Source organism: Vibrio splendidus, from assembly GCF_003345295.1.
Taxonomy (GTDB): domain Bacteria; phylum Pseudomonadota; class Gammaproteobacteria; order Enterobacterales; family Vibrionaceae; genus Vibrio; species Vibrio splendidus_K.
On the sequence record NZ_CP031056.1, the window covers coordinates 1623825 to 1641220 of the forward strand.

16 protein-coding genes are annotated in these 17396 nt (G+C 44.9%); 4 read left to right on the forward strand and 12 right to left on the reverse strand.

Annotated features, from left to right (window positions below; translation table 11 throughout):
* The first annotated feature begins 13 nt into the window (after nt 1-13).
* Entirely contained in the window at nt 14-1480 is a 1467-nt protein-coding gene (gene gbpA, locus DUN60_RS22770; protein WP_114635546.1) for an N-acetylglucosamine-binding protein GbpA, read from the forward strand.
* Between the two features lie 111 nt (nt 1481-1591).
* Here the strand turns inward: gbpA and cyoE are convergent, their stop codons facing one another.
* The 4 genes from cyoE to DUN60_RS22790 are packed head-to-tail and all read right to left on the reverse strand — an operon-like array spanning nt 1592 to nt 5219.
* On the reverse strand, nt 1592-2584 hold the full coding sequence (gene cyoE / locus DUN60_RS22775) for a heme o synthase (protein WP_114635547.1): 993 nt from the start codon (nt 2582-2584) through the stop codon (nt 1592-1594).
* On the reverse strand, nt 2574-3629 hold the full coding sequence (locus tag DUN60_RS22780) for a COX15/CtaA family protein (RefSeq protein ID WP_114635548.1): 1056 nt from the start codon (nt 3627-3629) through the stop codon (nt 2574-2576). The genes cyoE and DUN60_RS22780 overlap by 11 nt, the downstream gene beginning before the upstream one ends.
* A gap of 47 nt (nt 3630-3676) precedes the next feature.
* On the reverse strand, nt 3677-4285 hold the full coding sequence (locus tag DUN60_RS22785) for a hypothetical protein (RefSeq protein WP_114635549.1): 609 nt from the start codon (nt 4283-4285) through the stop codon (nt 3677-3679).
* Nucleotides 4278-5219 (reverse strand): SURF1 family protein, encoded by a 942-nt coding sequence (locus tag DUN60_RS22790; RefSeq protein ID WP_114635550.1) that lies wholly within the window; start codon nt 5217-5219, stop codon nt 4278-4280. The genes DUN60_RS22785 and DUN60_RS22790 overlap by 8 nt, the downstream gene beginning before the upstream one ends.
* Here DUN60_RS22790 and DUN60_RS22795 point away from each other — a divergent pair.
* Nucleotides 5107-5337 carry a DUF2909 family protein gene (locus DUN60_RS22795; RefSeq protein ID WP_029225153.1) on the forward strand — a complete coding sequence of 77 codons (231 nt, stop codon included), beginning with the start codon at nt 5107-5109 and terminating at the stop codon, nt 5335-5337. The genes DUN60_RS22790 and DUN60_RS22795 overlap by 113 nt on opposite strands.
* A gap of 19 nt (nt 5338-5356) precedes the next feature.
* On the opposite strand, the gene DUN60_RS22800 is transcribed toward DUN60_RS22795, so the two are convergent.
* The 4 genes from DUN60_RS22800 to coxB are packed head-to-tail and all read right to left on the reverse strand — an operon-like array spanning nt 5357 to nt 9856.
* Nucleotides 5357-6241 (reverse strand): cytochrome c oxidase subunit 3, encoded by an 885-nt coding sequence (locus tag DUN60_RS22800; protein WP_017094672.1) that lies wholly within the window; start codon nt 6239-6241, stop codon nt 5357-5359.
* Between the two features lie 38 nt (nt 6242-6279).
* Nucleotides 6280-6954, reverse strand: a complete 675-nt coding sequence (locus DUN60_RS22805) for a cytochrome c oxidase assembly protein (RefSeq protein WP_114635551.1) — start codon at nt 6952-6954, stop codon at nt 6280-6282.
* Nucleotides 6955-6965: 11 nt separating this feature from the next.
* On the reverse strand, nt 6966-8627 hold the full coding sequence (gene ctaD / locus DUN60_RS22810) for a cytochrome c oxidase subunit I (RefSeq protein ID WP_017075835.1): 1662 nt from the start codon (nt 8625-8627) through the stop codon (nt 6966-6968).
* Nucleotides 8624-9856, reverse strand: a complete 1233-nt coding sequence (coxB, locus tag DUN60_RS22815; RefSeq protein WP_114635552.1) for a cytochrome c oxidase subunit II — start codon at nt 9854-9856, stop codon at nt 8624-8626. Before coxB ends, ctaD begins: the two co-directional genes overlap by 4 nt.
* 456 nt (nt 9857-10312) lie before the next feature.
* On the opposite strand from coxB, the gene DUN60_RS22820 reads away from it, so the two are divergent.
* Nucleotides 10313-12037, forward strand: a complete 1725-nt coding sequence (locus tag DUN60_RS22820; protein ID WP_114635553.1) for a phospho-sugar mutase — start codon at nt 10313-10315, stop codon at nt 12035-12037.
* A gap of 130 nt (nt 12038-12167) precedes the next feature.
* Here the strand turns inward: DUN60_RS22820 and DUN60_RS22825 are convergent, their stop codons facing one another.
* The 4 genes from DUN60_RS22825 to yegD all read right to left on the reverse strand — a co-directional run bounded on the left by DUN60_RS22825 (nt 12168) and on the right by yegD (nt 16826).
* A complete protein-coding gene (locus DUN60_RS22825; RefSeq protein ID WP_004730073.1) occupies nt 12168-12800 on the reverse strand; it encodes a LysE family translocator in 633 nt (210 codons plus the stop codon).
* A gap of 150 nt (nt 12801-12950) precedes the next feature.
* Nucleotides 12951-13583 (reverse strand): fumarylacetoacetate hydrolase family protein, encoded by a 633-nt coding sequence (locus DUN60_RS22830; protein WP_065205880.1) that lies wholly within the window; start codon nt 13581-13583, stop codon nt 12951-12953.
* Nucleotides 13584-13932: 349 nt separating this feature from the next.
* A complete protein-coding gene (locus DUN60_RS22835) occupies nt 13933-14982 on the reverse strand; it encodes a porin (protein WP_114635554.1) in 1050 nt (349 codons plus the stop codon).
* 491 nt (nt 14983-15473) lie between these two features.
* Nucleotides 15474-16826, reverse strand: coding sequence for a molecular chaperone (gene yegD / locus DUN60_RS22840; RefSeq protein ID WP_054547113.1), 1353 nt, complete (start codon nt 16824-16826; stop codon nt 15474-15476).
* 159 nt (nt 16827-16985) lie between these two features.
* On the opposite strand from yegD, the gene DUN60_RS22845 reads away from it, so the two are divergent.
* A complete protein-coding gene (locus DUN60_RS22845) occupies nt 16986-17294 on the forward strand; it encodes a cysteine-rich CWC family protein (RefSeq protein ID WP_114635555.1) in 309 nt (102 codons plus the stop codon).
* Nucleotides 17295-17396: the final 102 nt, after the last annotated feature.

Genomic DNA, 17396 nt, shown 5'->3' on the forward strand with positions numbered 1-17396 from the left:
GTAAGGACAAATAATGAAACAACTCCCAAAAAAATCGCTCATCGCGCTATCGCTACTTAGCGTCAGTGGAGCAAGCTTCGGTCACGGTTATGTCTCGGCATACGATAATGGCGTAGCAGAAAGCCGTGTCGCGTTGTGTAAATTCCCAGCGAGTGATACACAACAAAAAAACACAGGCTGTGGTGGTATTCAATATGAACCACAAAGTGTAGAAGGCCCTGAGGGCTTTCCTGAAAGCGGCCCTGCCGATGGAAAAATCGCTAGTGCACAATCTTCTTTAGCGGCAGCGCTAGACGAGCAAACCGCAGACCGCTGGGTTAAGCGCCCTATCAAATCTGGATCTCAGTACTTTGAGTGGACGTTCACAGCGAACCACAAAACCCGTGATTGGAAATATTACATTACTCAACCAGATTGGAACCCAAACCAACCTTTGGCACGCAGTTCTTTTGATTTAACGCCATTCTGCGTTGTTGAAGGCAATATGGAACAACCACCGATGCAAGTCAGCCACTTGTGTAATGTACCAGAGCGTGAAGGTTATCAAGTGATTCTTGCTGTATGGGATGTGGGTGATACTGCAGCGGCTTTCTACAACGTTATCGATGTAAAATTTGACGGCGATGGCCCTGTTATCCCGGATTGGGATCAAGGCGGTCAAATCAATCCAACTCAAGACCTCAACATTGGCGACGCAGTTTACACTCGTGTCTTCGACCAATCTGGTGAGAACGCTTCATACAGTACAGAGTTAGTGATTGAGAACAACGAACAAGGTAAAGCAAACAACTGGTCTTACGCGCTTGCTTCGAAGATCAATCAAGAGCAAACGCAAATCAAAGCAGGTCAGCTGAACGATCAAAACGATTTCGCGCCAGTGTATGGCACGAACCCTGTTTATCTAAAATCAGGTTCAGGCTTTAAGAGCGTAGAGATCGGTTACAAGATTGATACTCCAGAGCCAGATCATGAGTTAGAAGTCACAGGCCTAGAATCTGAGTATGTTATTGATGAAAACCAACCTACACAGCTTGGTCTTACATTAGCAGCAACTGGCGATATTCAAGCAGAACTGACCGTGTACAACCATCACCGTGAAGCACTTGCCTCTCAGAAATCTGAATTAGCAGACGGACAAGTTGAAGATGTTCAACTCACTCTATCTAAGTCGGAAGCTGGCCACCACATGCTTGTGGTTGTGACGAAAGATGACCAAGGTAACTTAGTGGATCAGAACACGCTTGATTTCCACCTAATGGACGAGCAAACACCGCCACCAGCAGGCGACTACGACTTCGTGTTCCCAGAAAGCATTGAGTCTTACACAGCAGGAACAAAGGTTCTGAGCAGCGACGGCGGCGTTTATCAGTGTAAAGAGTTCCCATACTCTGGTTACTGTGTTCAATGGGCTCCAACAGCAACTCAGTACGAACCAGGTGTCGGTTCACACTGGCAAAGTGCTTGGAACAAAGTGGACTAAGTACTCGCTAGATACTTACTTTGTATTAAGTGAGTTTTAGTCATCAACCAAACAAAAACGGATGCCCAAAGCATCCGTTTTCTTGTTCAGTAAAAGTAGAAACGCCAGTTGTTAAAGTAGATAGTGGTCTGCCAACAGAGCAACAAACAAGATCATGAGATGATAGATGGAGAACTTAAAGGTCTTCATCGCCATATTAGGCTCATCACGATACTTAAGTACCCAAGCGTGGTAAACAAACCCACCGTTGAGCACCAATGAAGCGCTCAGATATATCCAGCTGCTCATGCCGACCAACACTGGCAATATACATACGATGCTTAGCAGCAAGGTATAGAGCAAAATCGATGTTTTGGTGTAAGCAATACCATGGGTCACAGGCAGCATGGGGATATTCACTTTGGCATACTCATCACGACGATGAATTGCCAACGCCCAGAAGTGCGGAGGCGTCCAAATAAAGATGATCATCACCAACAGCCAAGCATTTGAATGCAGTTCATTGGTTACGGCCGTCCAGCCTAATAAGGGTGGCATAGCGCCAGCAATTCCGGCTATCACGATGTTCTGCGGGGTCGCTCGTTTCAAATACATGGTATAAATCACCGCGTAACCGAATAAGCTTGCAAAGGTTAACCAAGCAGTCAGTTGATTGACCCACACCACTAACGTAGCGAACCCAAGTAAGCCGATACCTGCTGCAAAGCTGAATACGCGCACACTGCTGAGCTCACCGGATGGTAAAGGACGTCGATTTGTTCGAGTCATTTGCCCATCGATCTTTTTATCGATCAAATGGTTAAACGCAGCCGCTGAACCTGCCATTAACCCTATCCCAATCATTCCGAACAGAGTTTGTTGCAAAGGCAATCCATTCGGCACGGCCAAACACATCCCAACCAATGCCGTCAGCAACATCAAAGCCACCACTTTGGGTTTAGTCAGCGTTAAATAGACCTTCCAAGTTACTTTATTTTTCGAGACCAAATCACTTGTTGAAACCACTTCGTTTCCTGAAGAAATTCCATGATTGGTCGCACTTTCATTGCTTGATGCTCCACCTTGAACCATCACTCTATTTTGTGTCGACGTTCTACTGACCATGATTACCTCCTTGTAATACATTGTTCTTAGCCAAACACTCGCTTGGTTTGTACTGCCACACCACAAAGTTAGTCACAACCATACTCACAAGCAACATTGCCGCCATTAGGTTATGCAAAACCGCAACGGATATCGGCAGGTGGAACAAGACATTGCTAATCCCCAAACTGACTTGAGCAAACAACACCATCGCAACAACGATACTCAGCTTCTGTTGAGGTGCTTTACCCAACTTCCAAAGTTGATACACAATCATCAACACAGTTAATGTGGCAACAATAGCGCCAAAACGATGCATGACATGTATGGTAAGTCTTGCTGGATACTCCAACACACCAAACTCATAATTATCATGTCCGTGTTGAGCAAAATCGAAAGCATTTTTGAAATCGAGATAACTTGTCCAGTTACCTTCACAAATGGGTAATTGCGTACACACAAGAGCGGCATAGTTGGATGACGTCCACCCACCTAATAAGATCTGCCCAACCACCACTATCAACCCAAGCAGCGCCCAAGCTTTAAGTTTTGACGGATAAACATGTCCACTAAAACGGCTCTGAATATTGGATAAACGGCAATAGAGCAAGCAAAGAAGGGACAACAACGTAAAGCCACCCATCAAGTGCGCCATCACGACCACAGGCATGAGTTTGAGAGTGACTGTCCACATACCAAGCAAAGCCTGAAAGATCACAGTTGCGGAGATAACTAGGGGAAGGCCCATCGGTGAAATGTTTTTCTGGATACACCAAATAACGACCACGAAGATAAGAATTCCTAACGATCCTGCAAAGTAGCGATGTACCATCTCGATCCAGGCTTTTTCAGCTTCAAGCACTCGTTCTGGAAATTGTAGATTCGCTTCATTCACCGCTAATGCATCGGAAGGCACGGTGATCTTGCCATAACATCCCGGCCAATCTGGACAACCAAGACCAGCATCAGACAAACGCGTGTAAGCACCGAGCACAATAACAGTCAGAGTTAGCAAGATAGTCACTCTCATAATAAACATGAGTAACTTTGGAGCTCCTTTTTGCATCGCTTATCTCCCTATACGAACCATCAACACCTAATGATTACTCGCCATTACCCCACTCTCGACAGCTTGAGTAGTTTTCGTAAATCATGAATCATGCCTTTCGATTGGCTGACTAACTCCGAAGAGTCCGAAACGCTCTTATATTCCATCACCAGTTGCCCAAGAGGATCGATAATGACAATTGAAGCAGGCGCAAACACAGTACTGAGTTGATCACCACCAGCTAAAAACGACAAATCAGGCTTGTTGAGCGCCCCCGACAACGAGTTACCTTCTGAAACAAAAACAACGGCGGTCACGCGCTCTTTGTTTTTCCCTAACGCTAAGTAGCTTTGATTCAAATAATGAAGCTGTTGTTCACACAAGCTTTCGCACTCCATCGGTGCGATATAACCCACTAACCAACCCTCTCCAGCCATGGGTACCGTTACGCCAAAATCCGCTAACGTGACTCTTGGTTCTACCAATTCGCCTGAGTTAGTGACACCTGACGTATACCAATTCTGGTCCAACACAGTTTTGGCGATAAGCGCTGGCAAAGCGAAAATTAGAACGAGTCCGATTAATACCAAACGTCCCTTAGTACGACGGCTTCTAAGCTCAGCCATGTTTGCCTCGGTACTTTCCCTGTTCACTTGTGCTTGAGATTTATCCATCGTTGTTCTCCGTGATAGGTGTCGCTTTTAGGTACCGATAGCCAATTAACAACATCAAAAACAAAAGTACCGCTGCCATTACAAACCATTGAAATGAGTAACCGAAGTGCTTTTCAGATTTCATCGCCGTTGGTCGCCACAACAACTCATAAGGCCATGAATCTAAGCTTTGAGGTTGGAAAACAAAGGGCAGCACTTCTTGCCCTGTGTACTCTGATAACGCTGTGATGTTGATGTTTTGAATTCTTTTAGGCGTTGTGTTTTCTAAAGCCAACTCATGACTTAGAGGGTTCACCGAACGTGTGTACAAACGCCCTGACATATTGGTTGGTAATGTGATATTTCCTAGTTGCGGTAGCTCTCTTCTGTCACGGCTTGCCACAACAAACCCAAGGTCTATCAGTAGTTGATGTTTGTGCAAGAACTGCTTTCCTTGGCCTTGAACTTCCCCCAACATATAAATCACATACCCCACCGTTCCTTGGTTAATCTGGTTGTCTAACAAGATCACCAAACCACTTGGTGTTTCCAATTCCACATCAACCTTCAAACCATTTAAAGATTGCTGTTCAGATAAATCTTGCGCTTGTGTACGCGAGCTCTGCAATTCAGAGATAACCGCATCCAATGATCTAGACGATTGCTGCGCTCTTTCTGATAGCTGCTGTTCATAACGTAGTTTCTCGTTACCTCTGTCTAACTGCCACAAACCCAACTTGATTAAAATGCCGACTGAAACCACAGTTAAAACAACCGCTATCCAAAAACCTTTACTGCGGAACTTGTGTTCATCATCAATCAATCGGTTTGGAGTTATCACTATGGCGTCATCTACCTTTGTGTTGTTGTTTAAAATTGTATTGGTCGCTTTGCTGTTTTTTATCGCTTTCAACCTGATGAAAGGGCTAATCCAAATCGCCTCAGGTAAACACAATGGCAAAAGACTGAGTCACTTCTTGGGTCGTCGAGTCATGTGGTCAGCCGTTGTCGTGCTACTGTTATTACTGGCGTTAGGTTCAGGAATGATAACTCCCAACCCTCGCCCCTATTAATCCCCTATAGGCTCAACCGTTAAAGCACATAAACAAACACAAACAGCCCTAACCAAACCACATCAACAAAGTGCCAATACCAACTGCCCGCTTGGAACGCAAAGTGGTCTTTCGGAGTGAAGTGGTCTTTCGCAACTCTTGCCAGTAACACAATCAAAAAAATCGTTCCCAAACAGACATGCAAACCATGGAATCCGGTCAATAAGAAGAAGGTATTGCCATAGATACCGGATTGAAGTGTCAGTCCCATCTCTTGATAAGCATGAAGGTACTCTTCAACTTGGAAGAACAGGAAGAAGCCAGCCAGAACAATGGTTATCTCTAGCCACACGATCAGAGCCATACGCTTGTTTTGTTCAAGACTGATATGTGCCATGTGCAGCGTCACAGAGGAAAGCAGCAGGATAATGGTGTTCTTAAGCGGGATACCTTGCCAAGACATCGCTTCTGTCGTCACGCCATCAGGTGTCGTCGTTAACGGCCACATTGATTGAAACATCGGCCACAACACTTCATGGGTCATTGCATTGTTGCCCGCACCACCAATCCAAGGGACAGAAATCATACGAGCGTAAAAAAGCGCACCAAAGAAAGCACCAAAGAACATGATCTCAGAGAAGATGAACCAACTCATGCCTTGCCTAAAGGAGCGGGATATTTGCTCAGAATAAACGCCACTTAATGATTCCGTGATCACATTACTAAACCAACCTGCGAGCATGTAAAGCAACACACAAAATCCGACTAACAGAACTGCTTTTCCAAAGACGCCGCCAGCAGCGTCGGTGCCCATATTTTGCACCGTCAAGCCAGCGCCAACCGCGACCAAAAACAGCGCTACGGCACCCACCAATGGCCAGTGGCTTTGATGTGGAACGAAATAAACTTCCTTTTTAGAACTCATCGCTCAACTCCTTATGTTGATACTGGTTCTGTAAATCCCTAGTTACTTGCGAGTGTGCTCGCTTTTGGTGAGCCAGATTGTAGTGTGCTCAATGTTGATGTGCTCACTCCAGGCTTACTTGCCTCTCCACTCACCTGACTCGTGATGTTAAACAGCGTATAAGAGAGCGTAAGCGTATGTATCGATTCTGGAATATCGGGCTCGATGTAAAATATCAACCCCATTTCTGCGCTCTTGTGCCCGTCCAATGGCTGCTGATTAAAACAAAAACATTCCATCTTATTGAAGTAAGTTGCCCCCATACCTGGAGAAACCGATGGCACAGCTTGGCCAACCAATGAGGTTCCAGAAAGGTTTTTGGCAATGTAGTTAGTTTGAACCACCTCACCAGGATGAACCTCTAACACTCGAACTTCAGGAGAAAACTGCCACGGCATATCTGGCTTAATGTGCGACATGAATTCAACGCGGACCGTACGAGAGTAATCAGGCTGCATTCCCTGAGGTTGAACGGCAGAGACCGTGTTGGTTTTCCCGTTGATCCCCAAGGCTTCACACATTACGTCATACAGAGGAACCAAAGCGAAACCGAAGCCAAACATCGCAACCACACCCAAAACTAAATAACCTGTCAACTTCTTAGTCGATCGCTTCTTAGACGGGTGCTTTGGCTGCTGCTTCTCTTGATTTAGGTCGCTTTGTTTATCACTCATGACTCTTCCCTCTAATCAACTTTAGGTGGATGAGTAAAGGTGTGGTGAGGGGCAGGGCTAGGAACTGTCCACTCTAGACCTTCAGCTCGGTCCCAAGGCTTGCTTGGCGCAGTCTCCCCGCCTCTAACACACTTGATAACTAACCATAAGAAGATCAACTGAGACAAACCAAAGGCAAAGCCACCTATCGACACGACTTGGTTAACATCAGCAAACTGAATCGCATAATCCGGTATACGACGCGGCATTCCGGCTAACCCTAAAAAGTGCATTGGGAAAAACAACACATTGACCGATACTACCGATGTCCAGAAATGCCACAGACTGAGCTTGTGGTCGTACATATGCCCTGTCCATTTCGGCAACCAATAATAGGCGGCGGCCATAATTGAGAACACAGCACCTGTCACCAGAACATAGTGGAAGTGAGCCACAACAAAGTAGGTATCGTGGTATTGGAAATCGGCAGGTACGATAGCGAGCATCAATCCAGATAGCCCACCAATCGTGAATAGAACGATAAAGGCAATAGCAAACAGCATTGGTGTTTCAAAGGTCAAAGCACCCCGCCACATCGTCGCCACCCAGTTAAACACCTTCACTCCCGTAGGCACGGCGATCAACATGGTGCAATACATGAAGAAAAGCTCGGCAAATACTGGCATACCCGTGGTGAACATGTGGTGCGCCCACACTAAGAATGACAGCAGTGCGATACTGCATGTTGCGTACACCATCGAGTGATAACCAAATAAACGCTTGCCACTGAATGCCGGGATTATCGCAGAGACAATACCAAAAGACGGTAAAATCATGATGTATACTTCAGGGTGTCCAAAGAACCAGAATATATGCTGGAACATCACCGGATCCCCGCCACCCGCAGCATCAAAAAAGCTCGTCCCAAAGTACTTATCCGTCAGTACCATGGTTACGGCTCCCGCGAGCACGGGCATGACGGCTATCAATAAGAAAGCGGTAATCAACCAAGTCCATACGAACATCGGCAGCTTGAACCAAGTCATACCCGGCGCGCGCATGTTCACTATGGTTACGATCACGTTAATCGCCCCCATGATCGAGCTGATCCCCATAATATGAACTGAGAATACGAATAGCGCGGTGCTGTCTGGGCCATAAGTTGTCGAAAGTGGCGCGTAGAAGGTCCAACCAAAACTTGGGCCGCCTCCCTCAGTAAACAAAGATCCGATCAAGATTAGAAAAGCAAAAGGCAGAATCCAGAAGCTGAGATTGTTCATTCTCGGCAGCGCCATGTCTGGAGCACCAATCATCATTGGGATCATCCAGTTAGCCAAACCTGTGAATGCAGGCATCACGGCACCAAACACCATTATTAAACCGTGAACGGTAGTCATCTGATTAAAGAAGTCTGGCTCAACGAGCTGTAACCCCGGTTGGAATAACTCCGCACGGATCACCATCGCCATGGCGCCGCCTGTTAAGAACATGGCAAAGCTAAACCAAAGGTAAAGTGTACCTATGTCTTTGTGATTAGTTGAGTAAAGCCAACGAGCCCAGCCTTTAGGTGCAGCATGTGAGTCGTGATCATCATGAGGTAAATCATGGCTGTCCAACGAACCTTCAGCTGAATGACTCAGTGCTTGATCTTCTGCGGGAGCCGATTTCACCGGCTTATTGATTGGCGAACTCATAACTGCTCCTTAGCATAGTTTTGTGCCTCATCCGTTGAGCCTTGTTCACTGTTCGTTTCACTTTGTTCGTTGTCAGACCCACCTTCTTGCTTGGCCTTATAAGCGTTCACATCTGAAGCCTGAACCACATCGCCAGTGTCATTACCCCAAGCATTTCTTTGATAAGTCACTACCGCAGCAATCTCTTTCTCGGTTAATTGATTATCAAATGCCTGCATTGCGGTGCCTCCGCGACCATAAACAATGGTATCGATATGAACACCCACATCACCAAGTGCTATAGGGCTTCCTTTAATGGCAGGAAATGCGCCGGGAATACCCTCTCCGTTGACTTGATGACAAACGGCGCAACGGGTTTTGTAAACTTCTTCACCGATGGCATTCAATTCTTCTAAGGAAAGTGACGCATCTAGCGCATCTTGCGCAGCTTGTTGTGCGGCTATCACCAATTCTTTCTGCTCCGCTAACCATGCATCAAACTCGTTTTCTTCCATAGCCTGTACCACTATCGGCATGAAACCATGAGCACGGCCACATAACTCAGCACACTGGCCTCGATAAACACCGGGCTCATCTATCTTTGTCCAAGCTTCATTGATAAAGCCCGGAATGGTATCTTTCTTAACGGCAAATGCTGGAACCCACCATGAATGAATAACATCATCGGAAGTCATCAAAAAGCGGACTTTACGATTGACAGGCAGTACAAGCGGCTTATCAACCTCTAGCAGGTAATGCGCGCCTTTCACTTCGATGCCTTCAATCTCTTTGTCACTGGTTGCTAGGAGGCTGAAAAACTCAACGTCTTCACCAAAATAGCTGTAATGCCATTTCCATTGTGACCCTGTGATTTTAACGGTCAGATCTGATTGGGAGGTGTCTTCCATCGCTATCAAGGTTTTAGTGGCGGGTATCGCCATAGCGATGAGGATAATAATAGGAATGATGGTCCAAAGAATTTCGACTTTGGTACTTTCGTGAAAATGAGCTGCAACCGCGCCCTTCGACTTACGGTGTCTCAGAATCGAATAAAACATCACACCAAAAACAACGAAAGCGATCGCGCAACAGATGTAGAAGATCAACATATGAAGTTCATACACCTTACCGCTGATCTCAGTGACACCTTGAGTCATGTTGTATTCAGTGCTGGCATGCACCAAAGGCGATACCAAAACCACAACAAAACTTTTCAAAAGCCACCCTAGCCTAACCAGTAATCTTTTCAAAAGATCTCTCCTTATCCTTCCTAATTGGATACTTGCGACCTAAATGTCGTTGCGAGCTGAACAACATTCATTGTTATCCCGGCTGCACATGAAAGGCTGAATCTCAATCTACAACTCACATGGAACTAGCCTGTAAACGGGCTGCTGACCTCATATCAACCTAAGATCTAATACGGCTCATAAGCGTTGGAAGTTTCCATGAAAGATTCAAAAACGGCGAATTTGTTAAATTTTGTTATATTTATGTAAAAGGCTAGTTAGTGATATCCAATTGTTCAAGGTAAGTTTACTTACTAAACAGTCAATTATTTGAAGTTGCTTTATCCATATGCCCTTCCCTTGCTGTTGGAATTTATTTTAAATCGAGTTTTACGATTGCTTTCATGGAAATGATAATCAATATCACTTAAATTAAATCAACAGAAAGACATCCCGATATGAAAAGGTTTAGTAATTATGCAAGATGCTATGAACTGGTTAGCGAGAGACCCAGACCCAAGAGCTCGTGAAGAGCTTCAACACCTCATCGATGAGGGAATGCACGACGAACTAGAAGACCGCTTTAGTCAACGATTGGAATTCGGAACGGCGGGCTTACGAGGCAAAGTCGGATGCGGTCCAAATAGAATGAACCGCTTGGTGATACAAGAAACGGCAACAGGCCTTGGCCATTACTTGATTGAACATGTCGCCAATGCCTCGATTCGTGGCGTCGTTGTCGGTTATGACGGGCGTTTAGATTCAAAACAATTCGCCATTGATACAGCTTCTGTGCTCACCGCATTGGGCATTAAGGTGTACCTAACCTCCGATGTCGCAGCAACCCCTATTGTTGCTTTTGGTATTGAGCATTTCAACGCAGCTGGCGCTGTTGTTGTTACGGCGAGCCACAACCCGCCGGAATACAATGGCTTCAAAGTATACTGGGAGAATGGCGCTCAAATCATTCCCCCTCACGATGCAGGCATTGCCGGCGAAATCGATGTCGCTTCAACCAAGCCAATCCCATTAATGAGCCTAAGTGATGCTGAAGCGCAAGGTAAGCTGGTGTGGTTAACTGAAGGTTATTATCAAACGTACCGTGCTGCTATTAATCAAAGTCCGCACGTGAATAACACTCTTGAATCGGCGAATACCACCATCACCTACACGGCAATGCATGGGGTGGGGGCAAAAATGGCGGAAGATCTTCTTCACGATGCTGGATTCCACAAGGTATTCAGTGTGGCTGAACAAAGAGAGCCTGATGGTAACTTCCCAACCGTGAACTTCCCGAACCCCGAAGAAAAAGGGGCAATGGATCTCGTTATTAACCTCGCAAAAAGTGTCGATGCCGACATAGCTTGTGCCAACGATCCAGATGCAGATCGATTCGCCGTTGCGGTCAGAACTGACGATACAGCTAGAACTGATGATGCTTCCTATAAAATGCTAACGGGCGATCAAGTCGGCGTGCTATTCGCGCATTACTTGTTGTCGAAGCCGCATACCAAAAACCAGTTAGTTGGTAACAGCATCGTGTCTTCAACTCTGCTTGAAAAAGTGGCTCAATCCCACGGTGCGACTTACTTCCAAACGCTAACGGGCTTTAAATGGTTGGCGAATATTGGGATGCAGTTGGAGGATGAACAGAATGAGTTCTTGTTCGCCTATGAAGAAGCCCTTGGCTACACAATCGGCACTCAGGTACGAGATAAAGATGGGCTATCGGCTATCGTCGTGTTTGCTCAATTAGTTGAGGAGTTAAAATCTCAAGGCCGAACCGTTTGGGATCTTCTCGCTCAAATTTCATTTGAACATGGTGTTCATACCAACGCGCAGCGAAGCATTGCTCTTGACCCAGATTCACCATCAATTGGTTCTAAACTCAGAGCGGCACAACCTAAAGCAATAAACGGTGTTGCTATCGCTGTGATTGAAGATCTGCAGTCTTCTTTGCGCTTCGTCATTGGTGGCAATACTGAAGCGATTAACCTGCCTTCAAGTGATGTTCTCATCTATCACCTAGAAGATGGCACACGCATTATCGTCCGACCTTCAGGCACAGAACCAAAAGTGAAAGTCTATTATGAGACGGTAACAAAGTTCGAAGGGACAGAAACATACGAAGACACTCGCCTACGCGGTGAAGAAGACATGAATAAACTGATTGAACAACACCAGCAAGAGTTGAACGCTTAGTGAATCATCGTTTTCAAAACATCAGTTCTATAAAGTGCAATATGTAACTGCTAGGAATAAGAAATGGACGCTCAAAGCGTCCATTTTTGTCTCAGCGGCTAACCGCGAGAAGATGTTTGGGTTGATTCGTCTACGAAGTAAAGAAAGAAGACAACATCCAGATAGCCAACACGATGAAGACTCCGCCCATGACTTTCTGTTGATAGGTACGAAACTTAGCATTCTCTACGAGAGACTTACCAATCGTACCCACTAAAGCCACCAGCAAAAAGTTGAACGTTAAGCCGAGAACATTTAACAATAAACCCAGAACGAGCATCTGTTCACCAGAAGTCGCTTCAATATTCGTCGACACAAACTGTGGTAAGAACATCACAAAGAAAACCAACGCTTTAGGGTTAAGCAGGTTACTAATCAATGCTCGTTGATAGTAGGCTTTTGCAGCAAAGTTGTCGCTTAACTCAGGCGCATTGCCCTGCTCTGTTCGAAGACAATCCCACCCCATTTTTAATAAGTAGGTACCGCCTAACAGATGCAGCGCTTTTAACGCCACTGGACTCATCGCAATCAATGCTGAAACACCCATTGCTGCCAATACTGTCAGGATAATTCCGGAAGTCGCGTTACCCAAACTTGCAAACACACCAACCTTGCGGCCATAGCTCATACTTGAGCTCGCGATGAGTAACATATCAGGGCCAGGCAAAAGGAGAAGTGCAACAACGGCAGTCAGGTAAACAGGTAGTATGGCTAAGTCGATCATGGGTTTCAGTATTGATAAAAACGGAGGCGGATTTTATATCAATTACCAACACCCTTCCAGATGCAATTGGTTGTAGGATAGTAAAATATTCGAATTAAATACCATCAACGAACAACAAAGCAAATTTATTAACCAAATAGAAAAGACTACTTAACTTGCTACCCACTCGATCTCAATCAATGTCGTTTCACCACACTTTAGACGGCCAAGGAAGATATCACCTCGATGGACCTCACCAACACCTTTTGGGGTACCTGTCATTACAACATCGCCATCAAGCAAAGTCGTGTAAGAAGACAACTCTTCTAGGATAGTCTGTGGAGAATACAGCATCTGCTCAACGTGACCCTTTTGAACGCGGACACAGTTAATAAATAATTCTAGGTTTAACTCAGAGAGATCAAAATTATCAACGGGAACAAAGCGACTAAAGACAGCGGAACCATCAAAGGCTTTGGCACGCTCCCAAGGTAAACCTTTGGCTTTTAAACTGCTTTGCAACTCACGCTTGGTAAGGTCTAAGCCGAATCCCACTGCAGAATATTCACCGTTTTCAACAATAAAACAGATCTCTGCTTCGTAGTGCAGCGCTTCTTGATGAAAAGAAGACAGAGAGGAAGTAACGCTGGTGCTCGGCTTATTGAAAACCACCATAGAGTCAGGGATCGCATTGTTAAGTTCTTCAATGTGATCGACATAGTTACGCCCAACACACAGTACTTTTGTTGGGGTTGCTGTTCGTTTCGAATTCATCAATTGCTTCTGATCTACAACGCTGCTCATAGTTTATCCCTGAACTATTTTTAGAGAGCAGAGTTTAGCGCATCATAAAATGAGAGTCTTCGACAAGATGATTACCGATCTCTAAATTCTGATCTTGAGCTCAATTCATTGATTTGAATACTTTTAGGTTGATATAGGTGTATATCTCGACCGACCCACCAGAAATAGAGTCATCGGCTTACATAAATTAGAGAAAATGGAACTAAAGGAGGGCTTTAAATTTGAAGAGCATTCATACGAAAGAAGCCCTCTCAAACCAAAAGGCTTGAGAGGGCTTAGCATGGTGTCTAGGACAGTATCCTAAAAGGTAAACTTAAGGAGTAAACACTATGCTAAATAAGTCTGCGACTTATAGGTAGTAACGAGCACCAAGTAGCCATTGGTCGTCAGCTTTTTCTTTATACACGCCAGAACCTTGTAGGTCGAACTGGTAACCAGCAAAGCCTACGAACTGAGATGTGAAGTTGTATTCAGCTTGTAGAGCTGAAGTGCTGTATACAGTTTCGCTGTTCTTGTCGTCTTCTACCGCTTCGTAGTTAACGCTTAGGTTAAGGCTGTTAGAAAGTGCGTAAGAAGCTAGTAATTCAATAGCTACTGTCTCTTCTAGTGCGATGCTAGCAGAACCTACTTTCGCAGAGTTCATGTAGTTGTTCATTGCGTATACACCAGCAAGGTAAAGACCTTCCGCGCCGTATGAACCGTAAGTTGCACTTAATACGTGAGAGTCAGCAGTTTGTGAACCACGAAGAGCGTAGTCTACATCACCGGTGTTGTATGCGTAGTTTGCAGTGAAGTCAGCAATTGCGTAGTTCAATGCAACTTGACCACGGTTACCGTATGTAGTTGCGCCATCAACCTTACGACCTTGCCAAGCAACAGCTGCGCTTAGAGAGCCTGCGTTACCGAAATCGATAGCGTTGCCGTAGCTCACCATCTCTTCACCACGACCAGTACCTAGGTTACCGTGATCTTCGTAGATGAAGTCATTCGCGAATGCGATTGGCATATCTGCTACGCCAGCAACGTTGTAGTAAGGTGCCCATTGAGTACCTACTGCTGCACGACCGTAATCGTCGTGAGAAAGACCAACGTAGCCAAGACGAGTTGTGAATGACTCTTCACCACCGTCAAGCATGTTTAGCGCCCATTCACCTTTAGCGTCAGCAGTAAAGCCGTTGCCAAGCTCGTGAGTTGCACCGAAGTTGATACGTGGAGAAACAGACTCTACACCGATATCATCGCTGTTTTGACGGTCAGCGCTGTTCACGTCGCCAACTGCAACTGATACGTGACCACCAACAGAGAATGTTGTGCCGTCTTCGTTGTAAAGTTCTACAGCAACTGCCTGTGTACCAAATACTGCACCAGAAATTGCTAGCGCTAAAAGTTTCTTATTCATTGTCATATCCATTATGTAACTGGGTGAGTTATTCACTAACAACCTCGTGCTTACGGAGAAGTTGTTACCTGCATTTAACAAGTAGGCAAACACTAATATACGAATGACAAAAAAGTTGCATTAAAATATATAAAATAAAAAAAATCACACTATAAAAATCAAAAAAAACCTTATAAACAATATCATACAAATAAAATCACAAGCGTAACTTGGTATTTATTGAGATAAATCTATCAATATTTTTGATTTTCTAGTCATCAAATAAACATTAAAAATCAAAATTAAAATTTACTCGTCAGACCATTACATGACAAAACCTTAACCTTGAAACATTTTGTAACACTGAGAATCTGATTGAAATATTTAATCGTGTGAAACAATTCCCACTTTAGAGAAGATAAAAGTACCTTAGCGAAAATTCATTAAAGCCAAACACAAAAAAAGGGCAACCAATCAGCGACTGGTTACCCTAATAACTCATCATTGGACTCTTATTTGAAGCAAACCTCAGCCCAACGAGCTAAACCTGAAGTTACTGAACCGAAGTAATTACCACTCACGATAGGTACGTTAGGCACTGCTTGTTGTACGGCTTCACGAAGTATAGGTGAACGAGCTGAACCACCTGTCATGTAAATTACGTCTGGCTTTTTCTGGCCTTGTTGCATGGCTTCTTTAACCAACTCAATCATCTTAGACTTTGGCGATTCAATAGCTTCAACCATCTGCTCAACGGAAATGTCCACTTCGACTAATTCAGAAGCAACATTAATCGCAGCTCGATATTGAGAAGATTCTGCTAGTGCAATTTTGGCTTCTTCCGCTCTGCGTACAATGCTATAGCCTAGAGTGTCATGATAAACCCTCATCAAACGCTCTAGCTTTTGAGGGTCTGACGCTTCTTTACGAAGTAACTTCAAGGCCGCTAGGTTTTCGCGAGAATAGAAGTTCTTTTGAGCTTCGACATTATTGATCGCAATTGGATTCCAGAATTGAGTCAGTGGCATATCGATACCCGAAATGCCTTTGCTGCCCATACCGAAAGGTGACATCAGTTGTTTGAAGGCAAGGTAGATATCAAGGTCATTACCCCCTACCCTTTGCCCGCTGTGAGCCAACAAACTCTGGGTTCGGTCCGCTTTACCCGACCAAGTTGGCCCCATTTCTAGCAATGAGCAATCGGTGGTACCACCGCCAATATCCACAACCAATACCGTTTGGTTTTCAGTCAGGGTACTTTCGTAATCAAGGCCTGCGGCTACTGGTTCAAATTGAAAAGCGATATCAAGGAAGCCTGCACGCTTAGCTGCGCGTGAGAGTATGTCTTCAGCTTGTCGGTTTGCTTCTTCACCGCCTCGACCGTGGAAGTTAATTGGTCGACCGATAACAGCTTGTTTAATCTGATCTTGAGTCGTGAGTTCTGCTTGGTGTTTAATATTTGCCATCATGGCGCACACTAAATCTTCGAAGAAACTCACCTGAACATCATGTAACCCGCTTGCGCCAAGAAAAGACTTAGGGGATTTTACGTAATAAACATCGCGAGGGTCTTCTAAGTAAAGATCCAACGCCGCCTGACCAAACGCCATATCTTCTGGCACCAAATCGATACTCTCTTCTCGATTCAAAGCAATAGCACGTCGTAACACTTGCTCACCAACCGCATCACTCGGTTTGATATTCAAATGGCGAAATAGATGCTCAGAAACGCTTTCTCGAGTTGGAGCAAACACGGTTGAGGGAATATAGTGGTTGTTACCTTCTAACGGTAACAGGCTTGGTTTTCCATCAACCATTGCCGCGACAGAACAGTTCGCTGTTCCATAATCAAATCCAATAAACATAATATCCCCCACTCAACAAAAGGGGCGAGATGCTACATGAAAAGCCTAAAAATTACGAGGTCATTTCTAAATTTAACTGAGTAATTTCTTAGCCTAACGGCTCTTCAAGAAGAAACAAATATGCTACATTTCAGCCCAAATGAATCACAGGTTAGATAAATGAAAACACCTTGCCGAGCGGCTTGTAAAAATAATGGCGGTATGTGCAGTGGCTGCTTTCGAACAATGGATGAAATTATAGGCTGGAAAGGCTTATCTGAAGAAGAGCAAACGTCGGTTATGGATAATCTTACTGGTGTTAGTTCGACTCACCAATGTCCGCAGTGTAATGGGCCAGCTCAATGCGATATCAGTGCGGGCAAAAAGACGTGTTGGTGTTTTGAACTAGAAAAGCGTGATACTAGCGATATTCCAAAAGCTAGAGTATGTCTGTGCCGTAAATGCTTGTCTGAACTGCCTATTCAGTAGGTTACCTGTTAAGTAGTTTAGAACCTATTCCGCAGGTTACGTACCGGTTCAACATAGACAAAAAAGCGAGAGGTTGTTTCTCGCTTCAACATACTGAGCTTT